21 protein-coding genes, 1 tRNA gene and 2 pseudogenes are annotated in these 22,293 nt (G+C 65.3%); 17 read left to right on the forward strand and 7 right to left on the reverse strand.

Features of this window, described 5'->3' with window-relative positions; genetic code table 11:
- Nucleotides 1-125 precede the first annotated feature (125 nt).
- The 3 genes from AUC69_RS05530 to AUC69_RS05540 form a co-directional block, all read right to left on the reverse strand.
- Nucleotides 126-201, reverse strand: a tRNA-Val gene (locus AUC69_RS05530).
- Between the two features lie 174 nt (nucleotides 202-375).
- A complete protein-coding gene (locus AUC69_RS05535; RefSeq protein ID WP_069441260.1) occupies nucleotides 376-663 on the reverse strand; it encodes a hypothetical protein in 288 nt (95 codons plus the stop codon).
- A gap of 127 nt (nucleotides 664-790) precedes the next feature.
- Nucleotides 791-1,483, reverse strand: a complete 693-nt coding sequence (locus AUC69_RS05540) for an HAD-IA family hydrolase (RefSeq protein WP_069441261.1) — start codon at nucleotides 1,481-1,483, stop codon at nucleotides 791-793.
- Nucleotides 1,484-1,643: 160 nt separating this feature from the next.
- Between AUC69_RS05540 and AUC69_RS05545 the strand changes: the two are divergent.
- The 5 genes and pseudogenes from AUC69_RS05545 to AUC69_RS05565 all read left to right on the forward strand — a co-directional run.
- A pseudogene (locus tag AUC69_RS05545) lies at nucleotides 1,644-1,868 on the forward strand (aldehyde dehydrogenase family protein); the annotation flags it as partial.
- Entirely contained in the window at nucleotides 1,834-2,553 is a 720-nt protein-coding gene (rpiA, locus tag AUC69_RS05550) for a ribose-5-phosphate isomerase RpiA (RefSeq protein WP_069441263.1), read from the forward strand. The pseudogene AUC69_RS05545 and the gene rpiA, both read left to right, overlap by 35 nt.
- Before the next feature lie 7 nt (nucleotides 2,554-2,560).
- Entirely contained in the window at nucleotides 2,561-3,955 is a 1,395-nt protein-coding gene (gor, locus tag AUC69_RS05555; protein WP_069441264.1) for a glutathione-disulfide reductase, read from the forward strand.
- Complete coding sequence (locus AUC69_RS05560; RefSeq protein ID WP_069441265.1) at nucleotides 3,942-4,697, forward strand: SDR family NAD(P)-dependent oxidoreductase; 756 nt, start codon at nucleotides 3,942-3,944, stop codon at nucleotides 4,695-4,697. Before gor ends, AUC69_RS05560 begins: the two co-directional genes overlap by 14 nt.
- Before the next feature lie 29 nt (nucleotides 4,698-4,726).
- Complete coding sequence (locus AUC69_RS05565; RefSeq protein ID WP_083239126.1) at nucleotides 4,727-5,215, forward strand: YybH family protein; 489 nt, start codon at nucleotides 4,727-4,729, stop codon at nucleotides 5,213-5,215.
- Between the two features lie 18 nt (nucleotides 5,216-5,233).
- On the opposite strand, the gene AUC69_RS05570 is transcribed toward AUC69_RS05565, so the two are convergent.
- Nucleotides 5,234-6,409, reverse strand: coding sequence for a carboxylate-amine ligase (locus AUC69_RS05570; protein ID WP_069441267.1), 1,176 nt, complete (start codon nucleotides 6,407-6,409; stop codon nucleotides 5,234-5,236).
- 49 nt (nucleotides 6,410-6,458) lie between these two features.
- Nucleotides 6,459-7,115 carry a VIT1/CCC1 transporter family protein gene (locus tag AUC69_RS05575; protein WP_244500107.1) on the reverse strand — a complete coding sequence of 219 codons (657 nt, stop codon included), beginning with the start codon at nucleotides 7,113-7,115 and terminating at the stop codon, nucleotides 6,459-6,461.
- A gap of 199 nt (nucleotides 7,116-7,314) precedes the next feature.
- Here AUC69_RS05575 and AUC69_RS05580 point away from each other — a divergent pair, with 199 nt between their 5' ends.
- From AUC69_RS05580 to gltX, 3 genes and pseudogenes are all read left to right on the forward strand, one after another.
- On the forward strand, nucleotides 7,315-8,709 hold the full coding sequence (locus AUC69_RS05580) for a class II 3-deoxy-7-phosphoheptulonate synthase (RefSeq protein ID WP_069441269.1): 1,395 nt from the start codon (nucleotides 7,315-7,317) through the stop codon (nucleotides 8,707-8,709).
- A 131-nt stretch (nucleotides 8,710-8,840) separates the two neighbouring features.
- Nucleotides 8,841-10,511, forward strand: a pseudogene (locus AUC69_RS05585) (NAD+ synthase).
- Entirely contained in the window at nucleotides 10,512-11,849 is a 1,338-nt protein-coding gene (gene gltX, locus AUC69_RS05590; RefSeq protein WP_069441270.1) for a glutamate--tRNA ligase, read from the forward strand.
- A 39-nt stretch (nucleotides 11,850-11,888) separates the two neighbouring features.
- Here gltX and AUC69_RS05595 read toward each other — a convergent pair whose 3' ends face one another.
- Nucleotides 11,889-13,007: a DUF2865 domain-containing protein gene (locus tag AUC69_RS05595; protein WP_141700609.1), complete on the reverse strand. Its 1,119-nt coding sequence runs from the start codon at nucleotides 13,005-13,007 to the stop codon at nucleotides 11,889-11,891.
- A gap of 268 nt (nucleotides 13,008-13,275) precedes the next feature.
- On the opposite strand from AUC69_RS05595, the gene cysS reads away from it, so the two are divergent.
- Genes cysS through AUC69_RS05615 form a run of 5 tightly spaced genes read left to right on the forward strand, consistent with a single transcriptional unit; the run spans nucleotide 13,276 to nucleotide 17,347 of the window.
- Entirely contained in the window at nucleotides 13,276-14,682 is a 1,407-nt protein-coding gene (cysS, locus tag AUC69_RS05600) for a cysteine--tRNA ligase (RefSeq protein WP_069441272.1), read from the forward strand.
- Nucleotides 14,679-15,185 carry a GNAT family N-acetyltransferase gene (locus tag AUC69_RS05605; RefSeq protein ID WP_069441273.1) on the forward strand — a complete coding sequence of 169 codons (507 nt, stop codon included), beginning with the start codon at nucleotides 14,679-14,681 and terminating at the stop codon, nucleotides 15,183-15,185. The genes cysS and AUC69_RS05605 overlap by 4 nt, the downstream gene beginning before the upstream one ends.
- Nucleotides 15,182-15,304 (forward strand): hypothetical protein, encoded by a 123-nt coding sequence (locus AUC69_RS18950; protein WP_280136619.1) that lies wholly within the window; start codon nucleotides 15,182-15,184, stop codon nucleotides 15,302-15,304. The genes AUC69_RS05605 and AUC69_RS18950 overlap by 4 nt, the downstream gene beginning before the upstream one ends.
- 3 nt (nucleotides 15,305-15,307) lie before the next feature.
- The gene (gene cimA, locus AUC69_RS05610; protein WP_069441274.1) at nucleotides 15,308-16,912 is read left to right on the forward strand and encodes a citramalate synthase; all 1,605 of its coding nucleotides are present in this window, start codon (nucleotides 15,308-15,310) and stop codon (nucleotides 16,910-16,912) included.
- 33 nt (nucleotides 16,913-16,945) lie between these two features.
- A complete protein-coding gene (locus AUC69_RS05615) occupies nucleotides 16,946-17,347 on the forward strand; it encodes a GFA family protein (protein ID WP_141700610.1) in 402 nt (133 codons plus the stop codon).
- A gap of 6 nt (nucleotides 17,348-17,353) precedes the next feature.
- Here the strand turns inward: AUC69_RS05615 and AUC69_RS05620 are convergent, their stop codons facing one another.
- The gene (locus AUC69_RS05620; RefSeq protein WP_069441276.1) at nucleotides 17,354-17,974 is read right to left on the reverse strand and encodes an LOG family protein; all 621 of its coding nucleotides are present in this window, start codon (nucleotides 17,972-17,974) and stop codon (nucleotides 17,354-17,356) included.
- A 158-nt stretch (nucleotides 17,975-18,132) separates the two neighbouring features.
- Between AUC69_RS05620 and AUC69_RS05625 the strand changes: the two genes are divergently transcribed.
- The 4 genes from AUC69_RS05625 to pssA all read left to right on the forward strand — a co-directional run bounded on the left by AUC69_RS05625 (nucleotide 18,133) and on the right by pssA (nucleotide 22,293).
- Nucleotides 18,133-18,582, forward strand: a complete 450-nt coding sequence (locus tag AUC69_RS05625) for a hypothetical protein (RefSeq protein ID WP_069441277.1) — start codon at nucleotides 18,133-18,135, stop codon at nucleotides 18,580-18,582.
- A gap of 133 nt (nucleotides 18,583-18,715) precedes the next feature.
- Complete coding sequence (locus tag AUC69_RS05630) at nucleotides 18,716-20,689, forward strand: ABCB family ABC transporter ATP-binding protein/permease (RefSeq protein WP_069441278.1); 1,974 nt, start codon at nucleotides 18,716-18,718, stop codon at nucleotides 20,687-20,689.
- Nucleotides 20,673-21,392: a phosphatidylserine decarboxylase gene (locus AUC69_RS05635; protein ID WP_158008029.1), complete on the forward strand. Its 720-nt coding sequence runs from the start codon at nucleotides 20,673-20,675 to the stop codon at nucleotides 21,390-21,392. The genes AUC69_RS05630 and AUC69_RS05635 overlap by 17 nt, the downstream gene beginning before the upstream one ends.
- A gap of 7 nt (nucleotides 21,393-21,399) precedes the next feature.
- Nucleotides 21,400-22,293: a CDP-diacylglycerol--serine O-phosphatidyltransferase gene (gene pssA / locus AUC69_RS05640; RefSeq protein ID WP_069441279.1), complete on the forward strand. Its 894-nt coding sequence runs from the start codon at nucleotides 21,400-21,402 to the stop codon at nucleotides 22,291-22,293.

Here is a 22,293-nt window from a genome sequence, read left to right on the forward strand (position 1 = left end):
GTCGCGCGCAAAGATCACCGCCCAAGGGCGGCGAAGGTCACCATACGCCCCGCGCGTGTGTCAGGTCTCCGGCACGGTCCGCTCCCGGCGCGAAGTCAATAAGCTTACTAATTTCCGAATGTTAATGGTGGGCGGTACTGGATTCGAACCAGTGACCCCTGCGATGTGAACACAGTGCTCTACCAGCTGAGCTAACCGCCCGATCCGCTTGGCGCGTTCATCGTGCCAAGACCGGTTGCCCGATCTTTCGCGATGATGCGGCTGGAACGGGGGATTTAGCGAGTGGGTCCGGGGTAAGTCAAGGAAGCCGCGGCGCCGGCACTCTTGGCGTGCCTGGGAGCGGGGCGCCAAGGCGCCTCGATCCGAGCCAGCGGCCTACTGATCCGGCGCGGTGACCAGCTTGGTGACGGCGGCCAGGGTCGCCTTGGCCTCATCGAACTTCCCTTCGGTACACTGCGCATCGGCGTCGTCGAGAAGCATGCTGGCCTTCTCGACCATGGCCTCGTTCGGGGAATTGGCGCCTTCGATCTTGTCGTGGAACAGTCCCTCGACGCGGGCAAGCTCCTCGGTGCAAGCGTCCACCCCGGCCTGGTCGTCAACGGCGTGGGCTGCGCTCCCCATGAGCCCCAAAAAGCAAGCGCCGATTACGATGCGTTTGCGCATTCCCGTCTTCTCCTTTTGCGTCAGCGTCCCAGTTCAAACCAGAGCCCGCGAGACTATCCGCCGACCATGACTCTTCGTTGCGACCGCGGCCGGCATTAGGCTCGATCTCGGGCAGAATTGGGGCGTATTAGGACGGCGCGCCGGTCGCGTCTGTCAAGCGATTCAGCAAGGCGCGGATCTGCTCTTCAAGGGCATCAAAATGGTCGATGACGGCATCGGCGTGAGGGCCTTCCGGCGGTGGCGGCGCGTAGCCGAAGCTGACGAGGATCGAGGGCACGGACGCCGCTCGCGCGGCCGCGATGTCGACGGCGCTGTCGCCGACCATGACCGGCGCGCGAGCGTCACCGCCGGCAAGGGCGATGGCGCCAGTGAGGTGGCCCGGGTCGGGTTTTGCGACGCCGAGCGTGTCGCGTCCGGCCAAGCCGGCGAAAAAGTGCTCGATGCCAAGGGCTTCGAGCAGCATGCGGGTAAGCCGCTCGCGCTTGTTGGTGCACACGGCGAGCGTGGCGCCGGCCGCCGTGAGCCGGTCGAGCGCCGCCAGGGCGCCCGGGAAGGGGCGGCTCATCGCGGCGATATTGGCCTCGTAGTGGACGAGGAAGTCGGTCAGCATCCGGTCGACGTCGTCTTCCGCCTGCGCCATCCGGAGTGCCTGCTCGATCATCACTCGAGCCCCGCGTCCGACCGCTTCCCGCACGGCGGCAGGCGCGACCGGGTCGTAGCCCCGGGCCATGAGCACGTGGTTCAGCGCATTGGTCAGGTCCGGCGCGGTGTCGATAAGGGTGCCGTCGAGGTCGAAGACGATGGTTGCACCTTTGAGCATGGCGCCTCTGTCACATGGGTCTCCCTGCCTGGCAAGCGTGGGCCTCGTGGTCCCCGTCCGGGGGCGGGTCTTGCGGCCCGGCAAGGGGCGGCGTAGAGAGCGGGCCATGCAGTTGAAAGCCCCCACCATCATCAAGGATCTCGGTCACGCCATCCTATGCCTTTCGCGTGCTTGGCGGGTGGCCGAGGCGCTCGAATATGGCATGATCGGCGTCAATGAGGGCATCATCTCCTCCGAGCTGGCGCCGTTTGGCGGCGTCAAGGAATCCGGTCAAGGTCGCGAAGGCTCCCATCATGGGATCGACGAGTTCGTTGAGTTGAAATACGTGATGATGGGGGGCTCGAAGGCTGATGGCGGACGCTGCGACCAAGGCCGACGACTATAAGGTGCAGGCGGCGCGCCCCGCGATCGATCTCGTCAAGCCCGGCATGAAGCTCGGTCTCGGTACCGGCTCGACCGCCTATCATTTCGTGGAGGCGGTGGGGGAATTGGTGCGGAACGGGCTCGAGGTGCTTTGCGTGCCCACGTCCGAGGCCACGCGGTCCCATGCCGAGAAGCTTCGCATTCCGCTGTCCTCGCTCGACGAAACGCCGCAACTCGATCTCACGGTGGATGGCGCCGACGAGATCGACGACCAGCTGCGCCTGATCAAAGGCGGCGGCGGCGCGTTGCTGCGCGAGAAGATCGTGGCGACCGCTTCGGACCGGATGGTGGTTATCGCCGACGAGAGCAAGATGTCCGAGACGCTGGGCTCGCATCCTCTGCCTGTCGAGGTGGTACGCTTCGGCTTGCGCGCGACCACGCGGCTAATCCAGGCGCTTGCCGCGGAGGCCGGCTGCGAGGGCGAGGTTCGCTTGCGGCCGGGGCAGGGGGATCTGCCCTTCATCACCGACCAGGGCAATCTGATCGTCGATTGCGCCTTCCACACGATTCCCGAGCCGGAAGTGCTGGCCTTCGCGCTGAAGCGCGTGCCGGGCGTCGTGGAGCACGGGCTGTTTCTCGGCCTCGCCGATGTGGCCATCGTCGCCGGCAGCGGCGGCGTCCAAGTGATACGACGCGCGGGAGCCTGAGATCCAAGTGGCAGAGTACGACTACGATCTGTTCGTCATCGGCGCGGGCTCGGGCGGTGTCCGGGCGGCGCGGCTGGCGTCGGAGATCGGCGCCCGCGTCGGCATCGCCGAGGAATATCGCATCGGCGGCACCTGCGTGATCCGCGGCTGCGTGCCGAAGAAGCTTCTGGTTTACGGCAGCCGCTACGGCGGCGAGATCGAAGATGCGCGCGGCTTCGGCTGGACGTGCGAGGATATGCGCTTCGATTGGCCGACGCTCATTCATAATGTCCGGCGCGAGGTCGACCGGCTGAATGGTGTTTATACGCGCACGCTGGAGAATGCCGGCGTCCAGCGCTTTCTCGCGCGCGCGACCGTCGAAGGGCCGCATACGATCAGGCTCGCCGACCGCGACGAGCCGGTCTCGGCGAAGTATATTCTGGTGGCAACCGGCTCCTATCCTTCCATGCCGCAGGTGCCCGGGGCGGAGCATCTGATCAGCTCCAATGAGTGCTTCCAGCTCGACGCGCTACCCGACAGCATCGTCATCATCGGCGCCGGCTATATCGGCATGGAGTTCGCCTCGATCTTCTCCGGGCTTGGCGTGTCGGTCACCGTGCTTTATCGCGGCGACCAGGTGTTACGCGGCTTCGACATGGATCTCCGCGACGGCGTGGCCGAAGCCATGCGCGACCGGGGCATCGATCTCCGCATGGACACGGATATCGCCGCGATCGAGAAGGACGGCGACGGCTATCGCGTCGCACTGAAGGACGGGGGATCGGTCTCCGCCGCCCTGGTGATGGCCGCCACGGGGCGCACGCCGAACACCATGGGTCTAGGGCTGCAGCAGGTGGGCGTCGAGCTCGGCTGGAACGGCCATGTGGTGGTGGACGACTACTCCAAGTCATCGGTGGACAGCATCTACGCGGTCGGCGACGTGACCGACCGGGCCAATCTGACGCCGGTCGCCATCCGCGAGGCGACGGCCTTCATCGAGACCGTGTTCGAGGACAAGCCCAAGGCCATGAGCTATGAGTTCATTCCCACGGCGGTGTTCTCCGAGCCGGAGATCGGCACGGTCGGGCTGTCCGAGGAGCAGGCACGTGAAATGTACCGCGTAGTCGATATCTATAAGTCGAGCTTCCGGCCCATGCGGGCGACCATCAGCGGCCGCAACGAGAAGATGTTGATGAAGCTCGTCATCGATGCCGAGACCGACAAGGTGCTCGGGGTTCACATCCTCGGTCCCGACGCGGCCGAGATCGTGCAGATGGCGGCGGTGGCGCTCAAGCTCGGCGTCACCAAGGCGCAACTCGATTCGACCATGGCGCTACACCCGAGCGTCGCCGAGGAGCTGGTGACCATGCGCCACAAATGGGAGGCGCCGGTGCCCATCAAGGGGTCCGATGCGGCGGCTTGAGGACAAGATCGCGCTCGTCACGGGCGGAGGCGCCGGCATCGGCCGCGCCATATCCGAAACCTTCGCGCGCGAGGGTGCTCATGTCTTCGTGGCGGATATCGACGGCGACGCCGCCAAGACCGTGGCCGACGCCATCGTCAAGGCGAATGGCGCGGCGACCGCCTATGCCGTTGACGTGACCGATACGGCGCAGGTCAAGGCGCTGATGGAGACCATCAAGGGCGCCCATGGCCGCCTCGATGTGCTGGTCAACAATGCGGGCATCGGCGAGCGCGCCGATTTCCGGCATATGGACGATGAGTCTTGGGACCGCGTGTGGCAGGTCAATGTGGACGGCACGGTGCGCTGCGCGCGCGAGGCGTTCGACCTGATGCGCGCCTCCGGCAAGGCTTCCGTGATCAACCTGTCCTCGGTGATGTCGGCGAAGCACACGCGACAGATGTCGGTCTATTCGGCGACCAAGGGCGCGGTGTCTGCCCTGTCGCGCAGCCTCGCGGTGGAATACGCGCCCTACGGCATTCGCGTGAACACGCTGCTGCCGGGCTATGTGGAGACGGCGCTGATCGGCCGGTATCTCTCGAACCCGATGATCGCCAAGGCGCTGCTGACGCAAACGCCGCTGCGGCGCTTCGGCGAGCCCCAAGACATTGCCAACGCCGCGCTGTTCCTCGCTTCCGACGAGGCGGGCTATGTCACCGGCGCATCGCTCAATGTCGACGGCGGCATGGGGACGACGCTTTAGAGCTTCGTGCGGTCGTTCAAGGGTCGGAAATGACGCGCGCAAAACGAGCCAATCCAGCTAGGCGCTTGCATTTCGGGGCCGGGCTCACGCTGTGTGCCGTCTTGCTGTTCTTATCCGGCACCGTGCCGGTGCTGGCCGACGCTGCGGCGGCGGAGGTCAAGCGGGCTTTGACCCAATGGATGGCCGACTTCAATGCGGGCAAGTCGGACCGGGTCTGCGATCTGTTCGCGGACGACATTCGCGCCGACTATCGGGGATATCCCACGCGCGATCACCAAGCGGTCTGCGATCTGCTCACCAAGTCGCTGTCCGACAGCACCCGGGATTTCCGCTACGCCCTGGACATCAAGGAGATTCTGAGTTTCGGCGACGTGGTTGTCGTGCGTCTCGTGTGGACGCTGACGATCAAGCAGAACGATGGCCGGAAGATCACATCCGTCGAACCAGGCATGGATATTTTCCGGCGGCAGGCGGACGGGCGCTGGAAGATCGTCCGCTATATGGCTTACGAGGAGTAGCGCCCGCCTAGGGTTTACTTAAATGCCGGCTTTCGCCCGGGCGGCTTTCTGCTTCGTCTCCGGCAGGGTCAGCGTCTCCTCGACGATCTCGTCGACCACGGCGACGAGCGCCGCATGGTCGGTGCCGCCGAGCGTCTTCACCGCCTCGTAGCGCGCAAGTTGGCGGTCGGCCGATGTGCCGCGTTGCAGGATCGTCCTGGCATGGGCGACCTCGGCGGTGCAGCCGAAATAGGCGGCGTCCTCGGCCACGAGATCGAACAGCTCTTCAAGCAGCGTGTCGAAGGGCACGATGGCGCCCCGGCCGAAATCCACCATGCCTTGCTCGACGCCGTAGCGCTGGGCGCGCCAACGGTTCTCGCGGATGAGGAAGGGCGGATAGTGGCGCCAGCGTTGGTTTTGGCGGCGCAAGCGATAGAGCAGCCGCAAGATGCAGCGATAGAGTGCGGCGATGGCGATCGTGTCCTCGATCAGCGGACAGACATCGGTGATGCGCATTTCGAGCGTCGGAAAGCGCGCGGATGGCCGCATGTCCCACCAGATCTTGGTGGCGTCCTCGATGAGTCCGGCGCTGACCAGAAGCTCGATGGTGCGCTCGTACTCGCTATAGCTCGCGAAATTGTGGGGGAGGCCGGTGCGCGGCAGCTCGTCGAACACGGACAGGCGATACGACTTCAAGCCGGTCTGCGTGCCCTGCCAAAAGGGCGAGGACGTGGATAGCGCCAGGAGGTGCGGCAGAAAATACGGCGCTTGGCTCAGCAGGTCGATGCGCAGATCGTCGTCCTCGATGCCGACATGGACATGCATGCCGCAGATGACGAGCCGGCGCGCCACGTGCTGCAGGTCCTTGGCCAGAACGTTGTAGCGTTCCTTGTCGGTGTGGTGCTGGCTTTCCCATTTGGCGAAGGGATGCGTGGAGGAGGCGATAGGTGCGAGTCCGAACTCGTCGGCGATGCCGCCGACGGTCGCGCGGAGCTCGACCAACTGATCGCGCGCCTCCTGTACCGTGTGACAGACGCGGGTGCCGACCTCGATTTGCGAGCGCAAGAACTCGGGGCTCACTTGGCCGTGCAGCGCCTCCTCGGCCTTGGCGAGTAGTGCCGGTGGCGGCTCGGGCGCGAGGTCGCGCGTCTCTTTGTCGACGAGGAGATATTCCTCCTCGATGCCGATGCTGAAACTTGGTTCCGGAGTGACCATGGCGCGTATGGTGGCATAACTGGCAAGGCTGGGGGTAGGGTGAATGCTCTCAGACAAGCCCCTTCAACAAGTCGCCGACGAGATAGGCGACGCCGGCGGCAATCATCCCGATGACGAAAGTTTCCAGGCCGGCACGCCACCAGGGCGACGGCGACCAGTGGCTGCGAAACGAGCCGATCAAGAAGAAGGTCGCTCCGGCCATGACCGCCGATGGCAGCGCCGCATCCGGAAGATGTAGCGCATAGGGAATAAGGGGGACGGAACCGCACAACACGAAGGCGACAAAGGTCAGGACCGCCGCCTTTAGGGGCGAGCGAATCTGCGCCGGCATGCCGTGCTCTTCGGCCATCATGGTGTCGATCCACCGACCGCGATGCTCGGTGATGACGTTGACGGCGGAGTCCAGCGCTTCACCCTCGAAGCCCTTGGCGCGGAAAATCTGCCTGATCTCCTCGCGCTCGCCTTCCGGCGCGAGCGCCACGTGGCGCTCCTCCATGTGACGGAGTTGCTGGTATTCGTCCTGCTCGGCCTTGGTGCCGGTGAAATTGGCGGCGGCCATGGAGAATCCGTCGGCGAGCAGGTTGGCGACGCCGAGAATGATCACCACGGTCGCTGAGAGGTTGGCGCCGACCACCCCCGCCATGATGGCGAATGTGGTGACCGTGCCGTCGATGCCTCCATAGACCCAGTCTCGCAAGTAGCTCACGCGCGGTCCGTCGCGCAGGCGCTTGGCAATCGCGCGGGGCGTATGGCTATGCTCGAGGCGAACCAAAATTTCGTTCCTTCCCATGACCTTAAGGAATATGTGGCATGCATGGCGGGAGTCGGCAATTGCCGCAAGCCCGCCTAGCCACAGTCCCTTCAATCGCTTATATAGCGGGGACTTTTTGTTGGAGAGTGTGACAATGGCACCGCGATGGAGCCCCGATAGCTGGCGTACGAAGCCGATCGAGCAGGTCCCGGTCTATCCCGATCCGGATCAAGTCGCTCAGGTCGAGCAGCAGCTGACCTCGTTCCCGCCGCTGGTTTTTGCAGGCGAGGCGCGGGAGCTGAAGGCCAAGCTCGCCCGCGTCGCGCAAGGGGAGGCCTTTCTCCTTCAGGGTGGCGATTGCGCCGAGAGCTTCGCCGAGCACAGCGCCGACACGATCCGCGACTTCTTCCGCGTGTTCCTGCAAATGGCCGTGGTGCTGACCTATGCCGGCGGCTCGCCGGTGGTGAAGCTCGGCCGCATCGCCGGCCAGTTCGCCAAGCCGCGCTCCTCGCCCACCGAGACGCAAGACGGCAAGGAACTGCCGAGCTATCGCGGCGACATCATCAACGGCATCGACTTCACCGAGGAGTCGCGGACGCCCGACCCGCAGCGCATGCTCATGGCTTACCGGCAGGCGGCCGCCACGCTCAACCTGCTGCGCGCCTTTGCCCAAGGCGGCTACGCCAATCTGGAGCATGTGCATCAGTGGAATCTCGGCTTCGTCAAGGATAGCCCCGCCGGGCACCGCTATCAGGAGCTTTCCGACCACATCGCCGAAACGCTGCGCTTCATGCGCGCCATCGGGTTGACGCCGGAGAATGCGCCGCAGCTTCGCTCGACCAGTCTTTATACGAGTCACGAGGCGCTGCTGCTCGGCTACGAGCAGGCGCTGACGCGCGTGGATTCCACTTCGGGCGATTGGTACGCGACCTCGGGACATTTCCTGTGGGCCGGCGACCGGACGCGCCAGCTGGACAGCGCCCATATGGATTATCTGCGCGGCATCAAGAATCCGATCGGCGTGAAATGCGGTCCGAGCATTAAGGCGGACGATCTGCTGAAGATGATCGACCTGCTGAGCCCGCAGAACGAGCCGGGACGGCTCACGCTGATCTGCCGCTTCGGTGCCGAAAAGGTGGGTAGCCATCTGCCGGCGCTGATCCAGGCGGTGGAGCGCGAGGGCAAGTCGGTCGTGTGGGCGTGCGATCCGATGCACGGCAACACGATCAAGGCCGGCAGCAGCGGTTATAGAACCCGGCCGTTCGACCTGATCCTGTCGGAAGTCGAAGCCTTCTTCGATATTCACCGCAGCGAGGGCACTCATGCGGGCGGCATCCATGTGGAGATGACCGGCCAGAACGTCACCGAATGCGTGGGCGGTGCCAAGGCCGTCACTGAGACGGATCTGTCGGACCGCTATCACACCCATTGCGATCCCCGGCTCAACGCCGACCAATCGATCGAGCTCGCCTTCATCGTGGCTGAGCGGTTGAAGCGGGAGCGCGAGGGGCGTCCGGAACCCAAGGTGTCCATCGCCGCCGGCGAGTAGGCTCCCGGTTGGTATATAGGCTCGTCATGCCTGGCCTTGTGCCGGGCATCCAAGAATTTCTAGAAAGCAAAGACGTGGATGGCCGGGACAAGCCCGGCCATGACGAACGAGTTTCGGATTAGGCTCCGGTCATGGCAGAGGGCAACAGAGACTCCTTGAAGCTCGCGATTGCGCAGCTCAACCCGGTCGTGGGCGACATCGAGGGGAATCTCGCCAAGGCCCGCAAGGTGCGCGGGCCGCTGGGCAAGGCCGGCGCCGACCTGATCGTCTTCACCGAGCTTTACCTCACCGGCTATCCGCTCGAGGACCTGGTGCTGAAGCCCGCGCTCAGAAGGCGGCGCGCGAGGCCTGCGAGGCGTTGGCGCGGGACACGGCCGATGGCGGGCCGGCCATCCTCATGGGGCTGCCTTGGGGCGAGGCGCCATTCGTCTACAACGCCGTGGCGCTGCTCGACGGAGGCCGGATCGCGGAGGTGCGCTATAAGTACAACTTGCCCAATTACGGCGTGTTCGACGAGAAGCGCGTGTTCGCGCCTGGCCCGGTTCCGGCGCCGATTCCGTTCCGCGGTCTCTCGCTCGGCGTGCCCATCTGCGAGGACATCTGGTCGGAGGAGGTCTGCGAGCCTTGGCGCAGGCGGGCGCGGAAATCCTTATCGTGCCTAACGGCTCACCCTATTGGATGGGCAAGCAGGAAACCCGCTACGGCGTGGCCGAGACGCGCGTGGCCGAGACGCGCCGCCCGCTCGTCTATGTCAACCAGGTCGGCGGCCAGGATGAGCTCGTGTTCGACGGCGCATCCTTCGTGCTCAATGCCGACGAGGAGCTCGCCGTGCAGCTTCCGGCTTGGGAAGTGGCGCTCGCGGTCACCGAATGGCATCGCGAGGGCGGGCGCTGGCATTGCCTGCCCGGCCCGGTTGCCGCGGTGGAGGAGGGCGACGCCGCCAACTATCTCGCCTGTGTCACGGGCTTGCGCGATTACATCGACAAGAACGGCTTTCCAGGCGTGGTGCTCGGGCTTTCCGGCGGCATCGACTCGGCGCTCTGCGCGGCGATGGCCGTGGATGCGCTTGGCGCGGAGCGCGTGCACTGCGTGATGATGCCTTACGAATATACCAGCGAAGAGAGCTTGAGTGACGCCAAGGCAATTGCCGAGGCGCTCGGCGTGCGCTACGACATCGTGCCGATCCACAAGAGCGTGGAGGGCCTAAACGAGAGCATCGGCAAGCTGTTCGAAGGCCTTGCCGCCGACGCGACCGAGGAGAATTTGCAGTCGCGCGCACGCGGCACGCTGCTTATGGCCATCTCCAACAAGCTCGGGCCTCTCGTGCTCACCACCGGCAACAAGTCCGAGGTCTCGGTGGGCTATGCCACGCTCTATGGCGACATGAATGGCGGCTTCAATCCGATCAAGGATCTCTACAAGGGCCAGGTCTATGCGCTGTCGCGCTACCGCAATACGCACCGGCCCAAAGACTGCCGCGGACCGGAGGGGCTCATCATTCCCGAAAGCGTCCTCACCAAGGACCCGTCCGCCGAGCTCAAGCCCGGGCAGCGCGATCAGGATACGTTGCCGCCCTATGAAGCGCTCGACGACATCCTCAATTGCCTGGTCGAGCTGGAACTGCCGATTGCCGAGATCGTCGCGCGCGGTCATGCGCCGGAGCTCGTCAAGAAAGTGGAGCGCATGCTTTACCTCGCCGAGTATAAGCGGCGGCAGGCGGCCCCGGGCGTGAGATCACGGCGAAGAATTTCGGCCGGGACCGCCGCTACCCCATCACCAACAAATTCCGCGAGCGGCTGTAGATGCCCGTCACCGTCCGATTTGCGCCGAGCCCCACGGGACGGCTTCATGCCGGGAACATCCGCACGGCGCTGCTCAACTATTTGTTCGCGCGGAAGCACGGCGGCGATTTCATCCTCCGTCTCGACGACACCGATCAGGCGCGCTCGACCAAGGCGTTCGCGAAAGGCATCGAGGAGGACGTTGTCTGGCTCGGCATCCAGTGGGCGAAGCTCGTGCATCAGTCCGACCGCTTCGCGCTCTACGAAGGCGCGGTCGAGAGGCTGAAAGCGATGGGCCGTCTCTACCCGGCCTATGAGACGCCGGAGGAGCTCGACCTCAAGCGCAAGCGCCAGCTCGCCCGGGGCAAGCCTCCCGTCTACGACCGCGCCGCCTTGCAGCTCTCCGACGAGGACAAGGCCAGGCTGGAAGCGGAAGGACGCGCGCCCCATTGGCGTTTCAAGCTCGAGCCGCGCGACGTGGTGTGGGACGACCTCGTGCGCGGCCGGCAGCATGTGGACGCGGCATCTCTGTCCGATCCGGTGCTGATCCGGGGCGACGGCACCTATCTCTACACGCTGCCGAGCGTGGTCGACGATATCGACCTCGGCGTCACCCATGTCGTTCGCGGCGAGGACCACGTGGCCAACACCGCGCCGCAGATCCAGCTCTTCGAGGCGCTGGGGGCTACGCCTCCGGCCTTCGGCCATCACAACCTCCTCGTCGGGCCGGACGGCCAGGCGCTGTCGAAGCGCGACCGGTCGCTGGCGATCGAGGGCTTGCGCGCCGAGGGTTTGGAGGCCCTGAGCGTGGCGAGCTACGCCGCCACTATCGGCACGTCGGACCCGGTCGCCCCCCATGTGAGCCTCGACGAATTGGTGGAGGCTTTCGACTTCATCAAGCTGTCGCGGGCACCGGCGCGCTTCGATCCCCATGAGCTTCGCTTGTTGAACGCCAAGCTATTGCACGCGCTCCCCTATGAGGCGGTGGCGGCCCGCTTGGAGGGTCTGGGTGTCGGCGGGGGCGAGGCTTTCTGGGAGGCGGTGCGGGGCAATCTCGCGGTGCTGTCGGAGGCCAAGATGTGGTGGGGCGTGGTGCAAGGACCGCTCACGCCGGTGATCGAGAGCCCGGAGCTTGCCGTCAGGCGGCGCAGCTGCTCCCGCCCGAGCCCTGGGGACGAGGAGACGTGGCCGGCGTGGTGCGCCGCCGTCAAAGCCGAGACCGGCGCCAAGGGCAAGGCGCTGTTCCACCCCTTGCGGCTGGCGCTGACGGCCGCGGAGACCGGGCCGGAGCTCAAGCATCTCCTGCCGCTGATCGGCCGCGACCGGGCGCTGGCGCGGCTCGAGGGCAAGACGGCCTAAGTCCCTTGGCCTAGATCCCTTGGACAGCCGAAGACTGGATTAGTTCACCGCGGCGCTGGGCTGCTTGGTGATGACCGACTGTCCCGGCTCCGGCGGGGGAGGGGGCGGCGTGATGTCGGTCGTGACCTCGGTCGCGGGCTCGGCAGGCGCTTGTTCGACGGCCGGTGCGGCCGGTTCGGCGCTGCCGGTGATATCGAGATCGAGTTGAGGCGCCTCGCCGGCGTCGGCGGCAGGTGCCGCCGCAGCCGTCTGGGCTGCGCCGTCGGCCGGATCGGCCGCAGCCTTCTTATTGGCCGCCTCGATCTCGGTTGGGTTGTATTCCGCCTGCTTGCACGAGCAGCCCTTGACGTATTCCTTGCGGTATTTCAGCGCCACCGGCAGATCCATATAGGCGGAGCCGTGCAGCGAGATTGCCTGCTCGATTTCCTGGCCGGGGTTGCGATAGACGTAAAGCTCGGCGGGCGCGGCGCAATTCTGCTCGCACTGCGCCTTGTCCTGCTCCAGCCGGCTGCCATAGGTCGAGTAGCTGACCGGATAGTAGAAGCCGTCGCACAGGCGTACGCAAACCGAGCGATAGCGCCCGTTGGGATTGATGCTGCGATAGACCGGTGTCTGGTATTCCGGCTCGCGGTCCCCGCCGAAGAAGTCGAACAGACCGCCGCCGCGGCGCTCCGGGGCACCGCTACAGCCGCTGCGCTGCATCGCCTGGCGCAGCTCCGCTTGGAGGCGCCGATTGCCGCCGCCGCGCTGGAGCGACTTGCGCTGCTCTTGCAGACGGGCGAGCTGCCGGCGGGCGTCTTCCACCCGGGCATTCATGTTGAGGCATTTGGGATTGCGCTTCAGGGCGCGGCCGAAAATGAACAGGCGCTCGTAGCAGCCGGCGTCCTCCATGGAGGCCTGGGTGCCCTGGTAGATCCGGTCTTGCTGGGCGATCTCCTGCTGCAGACGGCCGAGCTCTTCGCCGCCGGCGCCTCCACCGGAGGCCGCGGCGAGTTCCTGCTGGAGCTGCATGCAGCGAATCTGCTGCTCGCTCATGCCTTGCGCGAGCGCACCGCCCGAGACGGCCAGGCCGATAAGCGCGAGCGCAACGATGCCGGGACGGCCGACCGACCGCGCAGACGGCGCGAACACGCGCCGAAGATGGCGATTAACGCTCACGATTGCTTTTCCGATCCCCGGGGAGCCTCTAACCCATTATGCGCCCTTAAATCCGGGGTCAATGAGGCATGAATATGATTGGCTCGCTTGACGATTTGGCCGTTTCCCGCCATAAGCGGCCCCATCATGATGCCAGAGCAACCCATCCTTATGATTTCGTGCTGCATCATTACCGGCTAGCAATCAGCTCGCGCGGGTCGTTCCTCCTTTAACCTTATTCCTTCTGCTGACGAACATCCGGCGAGCCTCAAGCCGAAGGGGCTTGGCAGTGGCGCTTACGCTTTACAATACGCTTTCCCGCAAGAAGGAGCCGTTCGCGCCCCTCGATCCGGCACAGGTGCGCATGTATGTGTGCGGGCCGACGGTTTACGACTATGCCCATATCGGCAACGCGCGGCCCGTCATCGTCTTCGACGTGCTCTACCGCCTGCTGCGGCACCTCTATGGGCCCGAGCATGTCACCTATGTCCGCAACATCACCGACGTCGACGACAAGATCAACGCACGCGCCGCGAAGGACTATCCCGGCCTGCCGCTGAACGAGGCGATCGCCCAAGTGACCCAGAAGACGGCGGACCAGTTCCACGCCGACATGGACGCACTGGGGGCCTTGCCGCCCACGGTCGAGCCGCGCGCCACCGAGCATATCGGCGAGATGCGGACGATGATCGACCGCCTCATCGCCAATGGCTGCGCCTATGTCGCCGAGGACCACGTGCTGTTCCATGTGGCGGCGATGCCCCGATTACGGGCGGTTGTCCGGGCGTCGCTGGACGAGATGATTGCCGGCGCGCGCGTCGAGGTGGCGCCGTTCAAGCGCGACCCGATGGATTTCGTGCTGTGGAAGCCGTCCAAGCCCGGCGAGCCGTCATGGACTTCACCTGGCGGCATCGAGACGCCGGGACGCCCGGGCTGGCATATCGAGTGCTCGGCCATGGCCGCGGCCCATCTCGGCGAGGTGTTCGACATCCACGGCGGCGGCATCGACCTCGTGTTTCCGCATCACGAGAACGAGATCGCGCAGTCCCGCTGCGCTCATGGCTCGGCCGTGATGGCGCAAGTGTGGATGCATAACGGCTTTCTCCAGGTGGAGGGAGAGAAGATGTCGAAGTCCCTCGGCAACTTCGTCACCGTGCATGAGCTGCTGACGGGCTGGCAGGGTTATGCCTGGCCCGGTGAAGCGCTACGCCTGAACATGCTCAGGACCCATTACCGCCAGCCGCTGGACTGGACCTTCGTCGGGCTCGACGAGGCGCATAAGACGTTGTGGGAGTGGTACGGCGCCGTGGAGGGCAGCGCGGCCGCGCCGGAGGCGCCGGCCTCGATCATCGAGGCCCTCTCCGACGACCTCAACACGCCGAAGGTCATCGCCGAGTTGCACAAGCTGCATAGTGCCGGCCATTTCGAGGGCTTGCGTGCGGCACTTGGCTTGCTCGGCTTTTCGGGAGAACGGGCTAGGATCGAACGGTCCCGGCAGGATGAGGCCGGCAGCGAGGCGGCCGACGCTGACGCCGTCGATGCGTTGATCGCCGCCCGCAGCGACGCGCGCAAAGCCAAGAACTTCGCCGAGGCCGATCGCATTCGCGGCGAGCTGGAGGCCATGGGCATCGTCTTGAAGGACGCCAAGGACCCCAACACGGGCGAACTCGTCACCACCTGGGAGGCGGCACGATGAACGCACAAGCCAATCCCACGCTCGCCGTGCGGCCAATGCTGCCGGGCGAAGGGCGGCTCCTTGCCGAGATCTTCCGGTCCAGCATCACCGAGCTGACGGGCGAGGACTATACCGAGATGCAGCAGGAGGCCTGGGCGGCGGCGGCCGAGGACGAGGCGGCCTTCGCCAAGCGGCTCGGCGACCAGTTGACCATCGTCGCCACGCTCGGCGGCGCGCCGGTTGGCTTCGGCACGCTCGAGACCGACGACAAGATCGGATTCCTTTACGTGCATCCGGCGGTCGCGGGGCAGGGCGTCGGCGCGGTTCTGGCCGATGCCTTGGAGAAGGTGGCCGGCGGGCGCGGCGTGGCGAGCCTCAAGGTCGATGCGAGCGATACGGCGTCCGGCTTCTTCGCCCGGCGCGGTTATGTCCCTCAGCAGCGCAACAGCGTCCGCTGCGGGGATGAGTGGCTCGCCAACACCACGATGCATAAGCCGCTCGGCGGGAAAGAGACCGCGCAGTGAAACCGTTTCTCCGGGATGTGCCGTTCAAAGGATCGCGGCGCGTCTATTTTGTGATCAAGCTTGTGGTGCTGGTGCTGGCCGTGTTGCTGGCGCTGCACTTCTTCTTCGGCGTGGTGTAGGTCATGGCTCGCGAACGGCTCTCGCTTTACGATACGACGCTACGGGACGGCGCCCAGACCCATGGCGTCGACTTCTCGCTCGAGGACAAATGGCTCATCGCCGAGCAGCTCGATGCGCTCGGCCTCGACTATGTCGAGGCCGGCTATCCCGGCGCGAACCCGACCGACACCAAGCTGTTCGGCGAGCCGCGCGCCCTTAACGCCAAGTCAACCGCCTTCGGCATGACCAAGAGGCCGGGCCGCTCGATCTCCAACGATCCCGGGTTCCAGGCGCTCCTTGCCGCCAACGCGGATGCCGTCTGCCTCGTGGGGAAGACCTGGGACTTCCATGTGGACGTGGCCCTCGGCATCACGCCGGAGGAGAATGTTTCCGGCATCAAGGAGTCGGTGGAAGCGGTCGTGGCATCGGGTCGCGAGGCGCTGCTCGACTGCGAGCATTTCTTCGACGGCTACAAGGCGAACCCGGCTTACGCGCTCGAATGCGCCAAGGCCGGCTATGAGGCCGGCGCGCGATGGGTGGTGCTGTGCGACACCAATGGCGGCTCCCTTCCCGAGGAGGTCGAGACCATTGTCGCCGAGGTGGTGAAGCATATCCCCGGCGATCACGTGGGCATTCACGTGCACAACGACACCGATAACGGTGTGGCCAATTCTCTCGCCGCGGTGCGCGCGGGCGCGCGTCAGATCCAGGGCACGCTGAACGGTCTCGGCGAACGTTGCGGCAACGCCAACCTGACCTCAATCATCCCGACGCTCATGCTCAAGCCGGGCTATGCGGAACGCTTCGAGACCGGCGTCACGCCGGACAAGCTGCGGACGCTGACCCATGCCTCGCGGGTTCTCGACGAGATCTTGAATCGCGCGCCCAACCGGCATGCGCCCTATGTCGGCGAGTCAGCCTTTGCCCATAAAGGCGGCATCCATGTCTCGGCCGTGCAGAAGGACCCGCGTACCTATGAGCACGTCCCGCCGGAATCGGTAGGTAATGTCCGCAAGCTCCTGGTCTCCGACCAAGGCGGCCGCTCCAACATCATGGCACAGCTCGACCGCATCGGCATCGCCGTGCCCAAGGACGACCCGCGCGTCACCCGCCTGCTCAATACGGTGAAGGAGCACGAGGCGGCCGGCTATGCCTATGAGGCGGCCGAGGCGTCCTTCGAGCTTCTGGCGCGGCGCATGCTGGGCAACGTCCCGCAATTCTTCGATGTGGATTCGTTCCGCGTCATGGTGGAGCGCCGCCACAACGCGCTCGGCGAGCTCGTCACCATCTCCGAGGCAACCGTGAAGGCGCGCATCGACGGCGACACGGTGATGTCCGTGGGCGAGGGCAACGGTCCGGTCAACGCGCTGGACAACGCGCTCCGCAAGGACCTTGGCCCGTACCAGAGCTATATCGATGACCTTGAGCTGGTGGACTACAAGGTGCGTATCCTCACTGGCGGCACCGACGCCGTGACGCGCGTTCTGATCGAGAGCCGCGACGGGGAGGGGAACCGCTGGTTCACCGTGGGCGTCTCGCCGAACATCGTCGACGCCTCCTTCGAGGCGCTGCTCGATTCCATCAACTACAAGCTGATCCGCGACGGCGCGCCGGCGCCGGGCGCCTAAACGGCGAAGGGTTCAGATCGTGAGCAGGAAGCGGTGATAGAGCGTAGCGCGCGCTGCGCTTGCGGTGGCCTTATGGCGGCGGTGCAGGGCGAGCCGCTCGATGTCTATCTGTGCAGCTGCACGGACTGCCAGCGCGGAACGGGAAGCGCGTTCTCCTATGCCGCGTTGTTTCCGGAGGCTGCGGTGTCGATCGCCGGCGAGCGGCGGCAATACACGCATCGCGGGGACTCAGGGCGCGCCATCGACAGCACGTTCTGTCCGACGTGCGGGACGGCTATTGCCTTCCGCGCCGAAGGTCTGCCGGGAACGCTCGGCGTGCCGGTGGGCTGCTTCGCCGATCCGGGCTTCCCGCGGCCCTCCAAGCTCTTCTGGGCGTCGCGGCGGCACCACTGGCTCGAGCTGCCCGACACCATCGCGCTAATCGAGACGCAGTAGGCCGCCTCAAAACTTCGCGGCGATCTCGGCTTCCGCCTCGGCCTCTTCGGGATAGGCTTCGAGCCTGCTCTCGATGGCCGGAAGAATGTCCTCGACGCGGTCGGCGACGGTCATCTTCAGTTCGAGCCCGGAGCGGATGAAGGTCTCGCCGCTCATCTTGTCGAAGAGTTCGAGCAGGGGATTCCAGAAGCCTGCGATATTGGCGAGCACGATGGGCTTTCTGTGCTGGCCGAGCTGCGTCCAGGTCAGCTGCTCGACGAATTCCTCTAGTGTGCCGAGCCCGCCGGGCAGCGCCACAAAGCCGTCGGACTTCTCGAACATCAAATGTTTGCGCTGATGCATGTCGTCCACGACGATCAGCTCTTGGGCCTCGATCAGCATGTGCTCGCGCTGGCGGAGGAAGCCCGGAATGATGCCGGTGACGTAGCCGCCGTTCTCCAGCACCGCGTGGGCGACGGCGCCCATGAGGCCAAGATCGCCGCCGCCATAGACGAGGCCGATGCGTGAAGCGGCCAGGATGCGGCCCAGTTGACGCGCCGCCTCCATGAAGGCGGGATTCCGGCCGGCGCCCGAGCCGCAATAGACGCAGATATTCCTGATATTAAGCGTGTTCTTGCTGTCCTTCATGGGCCCCATCTGCCACTGGGCCTCCGCATGCGTCAAGCAACCCTATTTCGCTTGCTGTGTGGCGGCGGCGCGGCCGATCCGCTAGGGTCCGGCCCAAGCTGGCGGGTCCATGGATCGGCTCCCCCGGCACGATGGAATCTTTTAGAGGAACGACCTAGATGATCGGTAACAAGTTCATCGCCCTGATCGCGGCAATTGCGGCCGTCGCCGGCGCGCCTTATCTCGCGCCCGCCGCCGCGGCGGAAGACGGATCGGCTGACGTTGTCGGTGAGGCGTCTTCGCCGTCACCGAAATCGCCGATCAAGGTGAGCGTTGTCGACTATGCCAAGGCGGAAGAGGGCCCCGGCACCCTGAAGCTCGCCGGTACGGCCATCGCCAACAGCAGCGTCTATATTTACGTGGACGGTAAGCCCTTTGCTCAAGTCGCCGCCGACGGTGAGGGGAAATGGAGCGCCGAGGACAAGACGGCGCTCGACGATGAGGTGCACCAGATCAGGGTCGAGCAGTTCGACGACAAGACCCGCATGCTGGCCGGCCGGGCGATGTTCAACATCTCGCTCACCAAGCCGGACCCGGCGAATATGCCTCCGCCCGGCGTCAGGCCGTAGTCCAAGCGCGGGCTAAAATCCCCGAGGCGCTTGGCGCGAGAGCGCCTGAGGACTATATCCTTGAGACAGCAGGGGCAGCTCTTGGCGCTGCCCCTTTTGCCGCGCGCTAACGCGCTGATAGAAAAGACCTTTCATGCGAGACCGGCTGCCGCAATCGACGAGCGACGCCGTGCTTCAGGCACGGGCGGGGCAGCTCGCCGTCTTGCGCCAGCTGGTGCCTTATGTGTGGCCCGCCAACCGGCCGGATCTGCACCGGCGCGTGATCTTCGCCTTCGCGGCGCTGGTGCTCGCCAAGGTCATCACCCTGGCCGTGCCGATCGCCTACAAGAATGTCGTGGATTTCCTCACCGGCGAGGGCGCCACGGGCCCGGCGCCGGGGGTCAGCTTCCTCGGCCTCGCCGCCGTCCCGGCCATGCTCATCATCGCCTATGGGGTGGGGCGCATCCTCATGGTGCTGTTCGCCCAGCTGCGCGACGTGGTGTTCACGGTCGTATCGCAGAACGCCGTGCGCCGGCTTGCCAACCGCACCTTCCGTCACCTGCATGCGCTCTCCTTACGTTTTCATCTCGAGCGGCGCACCGGGGGGCTCAACCGCGTCATCGAGCGCGGCATCGCCGGCGTCGACACCATCATGCGCATGGCGGTGCTGAACTCGATTCCGACCGCGGTCGAGCTCGTCATGATCGCCGGTCTGGTCGCCTGGTATTTCGGCTGGATCTACGTGGCCGTCGTGTTCGTCACCGTGGTTCTCTATGTGTGGTTCACGTTCTTCGCCTCCGAGAAACGCATCGCCATTCGCCGCGATATGAACGAGTCCGACACCGAGGCGCACGCCAAGACGGTCGACAGCCTGCTCAACTTCGAGACGGTGAAATATTTCGGCAATGAAGAGCTGGAGGCGCGCCGCTTCGATGCCTCCATGGCGCGCTACGAGGGGGCGGCGGTCCGCGCCTACACCTCGCTCGGCGTGCTGAACACCGGCCAGGCGGTGATCTTCACCCTCGGCATGGTCGTCTGCATGTTGCTGGCGGCGCGCGACGTGACGAATGGCGTGCTCACCGTCGGCGAGTTCGTGATGATCAACGCGATCCTGTTGCAGCTCTACATGCCGCTCAATTTCATGGGCATGGTCTATCGCGAGATCAAGCAGGGGCTGATCGACATGGAGACCATGTTCGCGCTGCTGGATGAGAAGGCGGAGATCGTCGACAAGCCCGGCGCGAAGCCGCTCGCGGTGACCAAGGGCGAGATCAAGTTCGACGATGTCTCCTTCGCATACGACCCGGCCCGGCCGATCCTGAAACATGTGAGCTTTGAGGTCCCGGCGGGGAAGATGGTCGCCATTGTCGGGCCGACTGGCGCGGGCAAGTCCACTATCTCGCGCCTCCTGTTCCGCTTCTATGAGTTGTCCGGCGGGGCGGTGACCATCGATGGCCAGAACATCCAGGACGTGACGCAAGACTCGCTGCGCGCGGCGATCGGCATGGTTCCCCAGGACACGGTGCTGTTCAACGACACGATCGAGTACAACATCCGCTACGGCAAGCCGGACGCGAGTCCGGCGGACGTTCGCGAGGCGGCCCGGCTTGCGCAGATCCACGACTTCATCATGGGGCTGCCGCAAGGCTACGACTCCCTGGTGGGCGAGCGCGGCCTCAAGCTGTCGGGCGGCGAGAAGCAGCGTGTCGCCATCGCCCGCACCATTCTAAAAGGTCCGCCGGTCCTCATGCTGGACGAGGCGACCTCTGCGCTCGACAGTCACACCGAGATGGATATTCAGGATGCGCTGGAGCGCGTAGCGCGCGAGCGCACGAGCTTGGTGATCGCCCACCGCCTCTCCACGGTCGTGCACGCCGACAACATCATCGTGCTCGATCACGGAGAGATCGTCGAGCAGGGCACCCATCTCGAGCTGCTTGCGAAGAATGGACTCTATGCGAGCCTGTGGGCCCGTCAGCGCGAGGCCGACGAGGCGCGCGAGCGGCTGGCCCATGCGTTGGACGAAGAAGATCTTCCCGCCTCCCGGGCGCCGAGCGTCTCGAGGACGAGGCGTTGGCGTCGACCTGAACCGATTGGACCTGAAGCAACACATGAACGACCGGCATAGTATTCTGGACAGCATCACGGGCGCCTTCGTGCCCATTCACCGCGACGGCTACAAGTTCGTCGCCGGCTTCGCGGTGGCGACCTTGTTCTTGTTCTTGCTGGCGCCGCCGCTGGGTTGGCTCGCCGCAGTCCTCACCGCGGCATGCGCTTATTTCTTCCGCGACCCCGACCGGGTGACGCCGGACCGGGATGGCCTCGTGGTCAGTGCCGCCGACGGCAAGATCGCCGCCGTGGCCGAAGGCGTGATGCCGCCGCGCGAGTTGGCGCTCGGCACCGATCCGCTGACGCGTGTCTCGGTGTTTCTCTCGGTGCTCGACGTGCACATCATACGCGCGCCGGTGGGCGGCAAGATCATCCACGGCGCTATGTGCCCGGTGCGTTTCTCAACGCGGAGCTGGACAAGGCGAGCGAGGAGAACGAGCGCCAGCCTTCGTCATCGAGACTGCGGCCGGGACAAGATCGGGGTCATCTTGATCGCCGGCCTCGTGGCGCGGCGGATCGTGACTTTCGTGAGCGAGGGGGCTAGCGTGGCCGCAGGCGAGCGGATCGGCTTGATCCGCTTCGGCAGCCGCGTCGATCTCTATCTGCCGGAGGGCGTCGAGATTCTCACAGAGCTCGGCCAAACGGCGATTGGCGGAGAGACGGTGCTGGCGGCACTCGTGGGTGAAGCGCGTCGTGGGCAATCCGCGGCAGGGGAGGCGTAGGCGGTCAATGTTTCCTCCTTTCGAGCCGGGGCGCGAGGATCGCAAGCGGCGTCCGCTGAGTTTCGCCCGTGGGCAAGTCCCGGTGCGGGTGCTCATCCCCAACATCTTCACCTTGGTCGGACTCTGCGCCGGTCTCACCGCGATCCGCATGGGCATCGAGCATCGCTGGGATTTGGCGGTGGCGGCGCTCGTGTTCGCGGCCTTTCTCGACGGCATCGATGGCCGCGTCGCGCGCCTGCTGAAAGCGTCATCGCGTTTCGGCGCCGAGCTCGACAGCCTTGCCGACTTCGTCAATTTCGGCGTGGCCCCCGCCATCATCATGTTCAACTGGGCGCTGGAGGATTTGCGCAGTCTGGGCTGGATCGCCGTTCTGGTGTTCGCGGTCTGCTCGGCGCTCCGGCTCGCCCGCTTCAATGTGTCGCTCGATCAGACCGACCAGCCCGCCTGGAAGAACGCCTTCTTTGTCGGGGTGCCGGCCCCGGCTGGGGCCATCATCCTCCTACTGCCGATTTATTCCCAGGATCTCGGCCTGCATGTGCCGGTTCTGACGCCCCTGATCTTGGTCTACACGCTCGCCATCGCGCTCCTCATGGTCAGCAATGTGCCGACTTTCTCGGCCAAAATGATCGGTCAGCGCATCCCCCGGGAGTATGTGCCGCCGGTTTTTGTGCTCGCCGCGCTTTTCATTGCCATGCTCTTGACCTATCCATCCCTGACGCTCGCCGTCGGCTCGGTGCTCTACCTCGCCCTGATCCCCGTCAGCGCCTATCGCTATCTCGCCGAGAAGCGGAAGGCCGAGGCGCATGCCAAGACCCAGAACGGCAAGGGTTCTGATAAGGAAAAGCCGGCGAAGGCGTCCTCCCGGCCCGCCGCCGACAAGACCAAGAGTACGAGTGCCTGA

This window comes from Methyloceanibacter superfactus (assembly GCF_001723305.1).
Taxonomy (GTDB): Bacteria; Pseudomonadota; Alphaproteobacteria; order Rhizobiales; family Methyloligellaceae; genus Methyloceanibacter; species Methyloceanibacter superfactus.

Bases quoted from the DNA above. Each gene is read 5' to 3' on its own strand.
- AUC69_RS05535 (WP_069441260.1), bottom strand. From the start codon at position 663: ATGCGCAAACGCATCGTAATCGGCGCTTGCTTTTTGGGGCTCATGGGG.
- AUC69_RS05540 (WP_069441261.1), bottom strand. From the start codon at position 1,483: ATGCTCAAAGGTGCAACCATCGTCTTCGACCTCGACGGCACCCTTATC.
- rpiA (WP_069441263.1), top strand. From the start codon at position 1,834: ATGGCGGACGCTGCGACCAAGGCCGACGACTATAAGGTGCAGGCGGCG.
- AUC69_RS05560 (WP_069441265.1), top strand. From the start codon at position 3,942: ATGCGGCGGCTTGAGGACAAGATCGCGCTCGTCACGGGCGGAGGCGCC.
- AUC69_RS05565 (WP_083239126.1), top strand. From the start codon at position 4,727: ATGACGCGCGCAAAACGAGCCAATCCAGCTAGGCGCTTGCATTTCGGG.
- AUC69_RS05570 (WP_069441267.1), bottom strand. From the start codon at position 6,409: ATGGTCACTCCGGAACCAAGTTTCAGCATCGGCATCGAGGAGGAATAT.
- AUC69_RS05580 (WP_069441269.1), top strand. From the start codon at position 7,315: ATGGCACCGCGATGGAGCCCCGATAGCTGGCGTACGAAGCCGATCGAG.
- gltX (WP_069441270.1), top strand. From the start codon at position 10,512: ATGCCCGTCACCGTCCGATTTGCGCCGAGCCCCACGGGACGGCTTCAT.
- AUC69_RS05605 (WP_069441273.1), top strand. From the start codon at position 14,679: ATGAACGCACAAGCCAATCCCACGCTCGCCGTGCGGCCAATGCTGCCG.
- cimA (WP_069441274.1), top strand. From the start codon at position 15,308: ATGGCTCGCGAACGGCTCTCGCTTTACGATACGACGCTACGGGACGGC.
- AUC69_RS05620 (WP_069441276.1), bottom strand. From the start codon at position 17,974: ATGAAGGACAGCAAGAACACGCTTAATATCAGGAATATCTGCGTCTAT.
- AUC69_RS05625 (WP_069441277.1), top strand. From the start codon at position 18,133: ATGATCGGTAACAAGTTCATCGCCCTGATCGCGGCAATTGCGGCCGTC.
- AUC69_RS05630 (WP_069441278.1), top strand. From the start codon at position 18,716: ATGCGAGACCGGCTGCCGCAATCGACGAGCGACGCCGTGCTTCAGGCA.
- AUC69_RS05635 (WP_158008029.1), top strand. From the start codon at position 20,673: ATGAACGACCGGCATAGTATTCTGGACAGCATCACGGGCGCCTTCGTG.
- pssA (WP_069441279.1), top strand. From the start codon at position 21,400: ATGTTTCCTCCTTTCGAGCCGGGGCGCGAGGATCGCAAGCGGCGTCCG.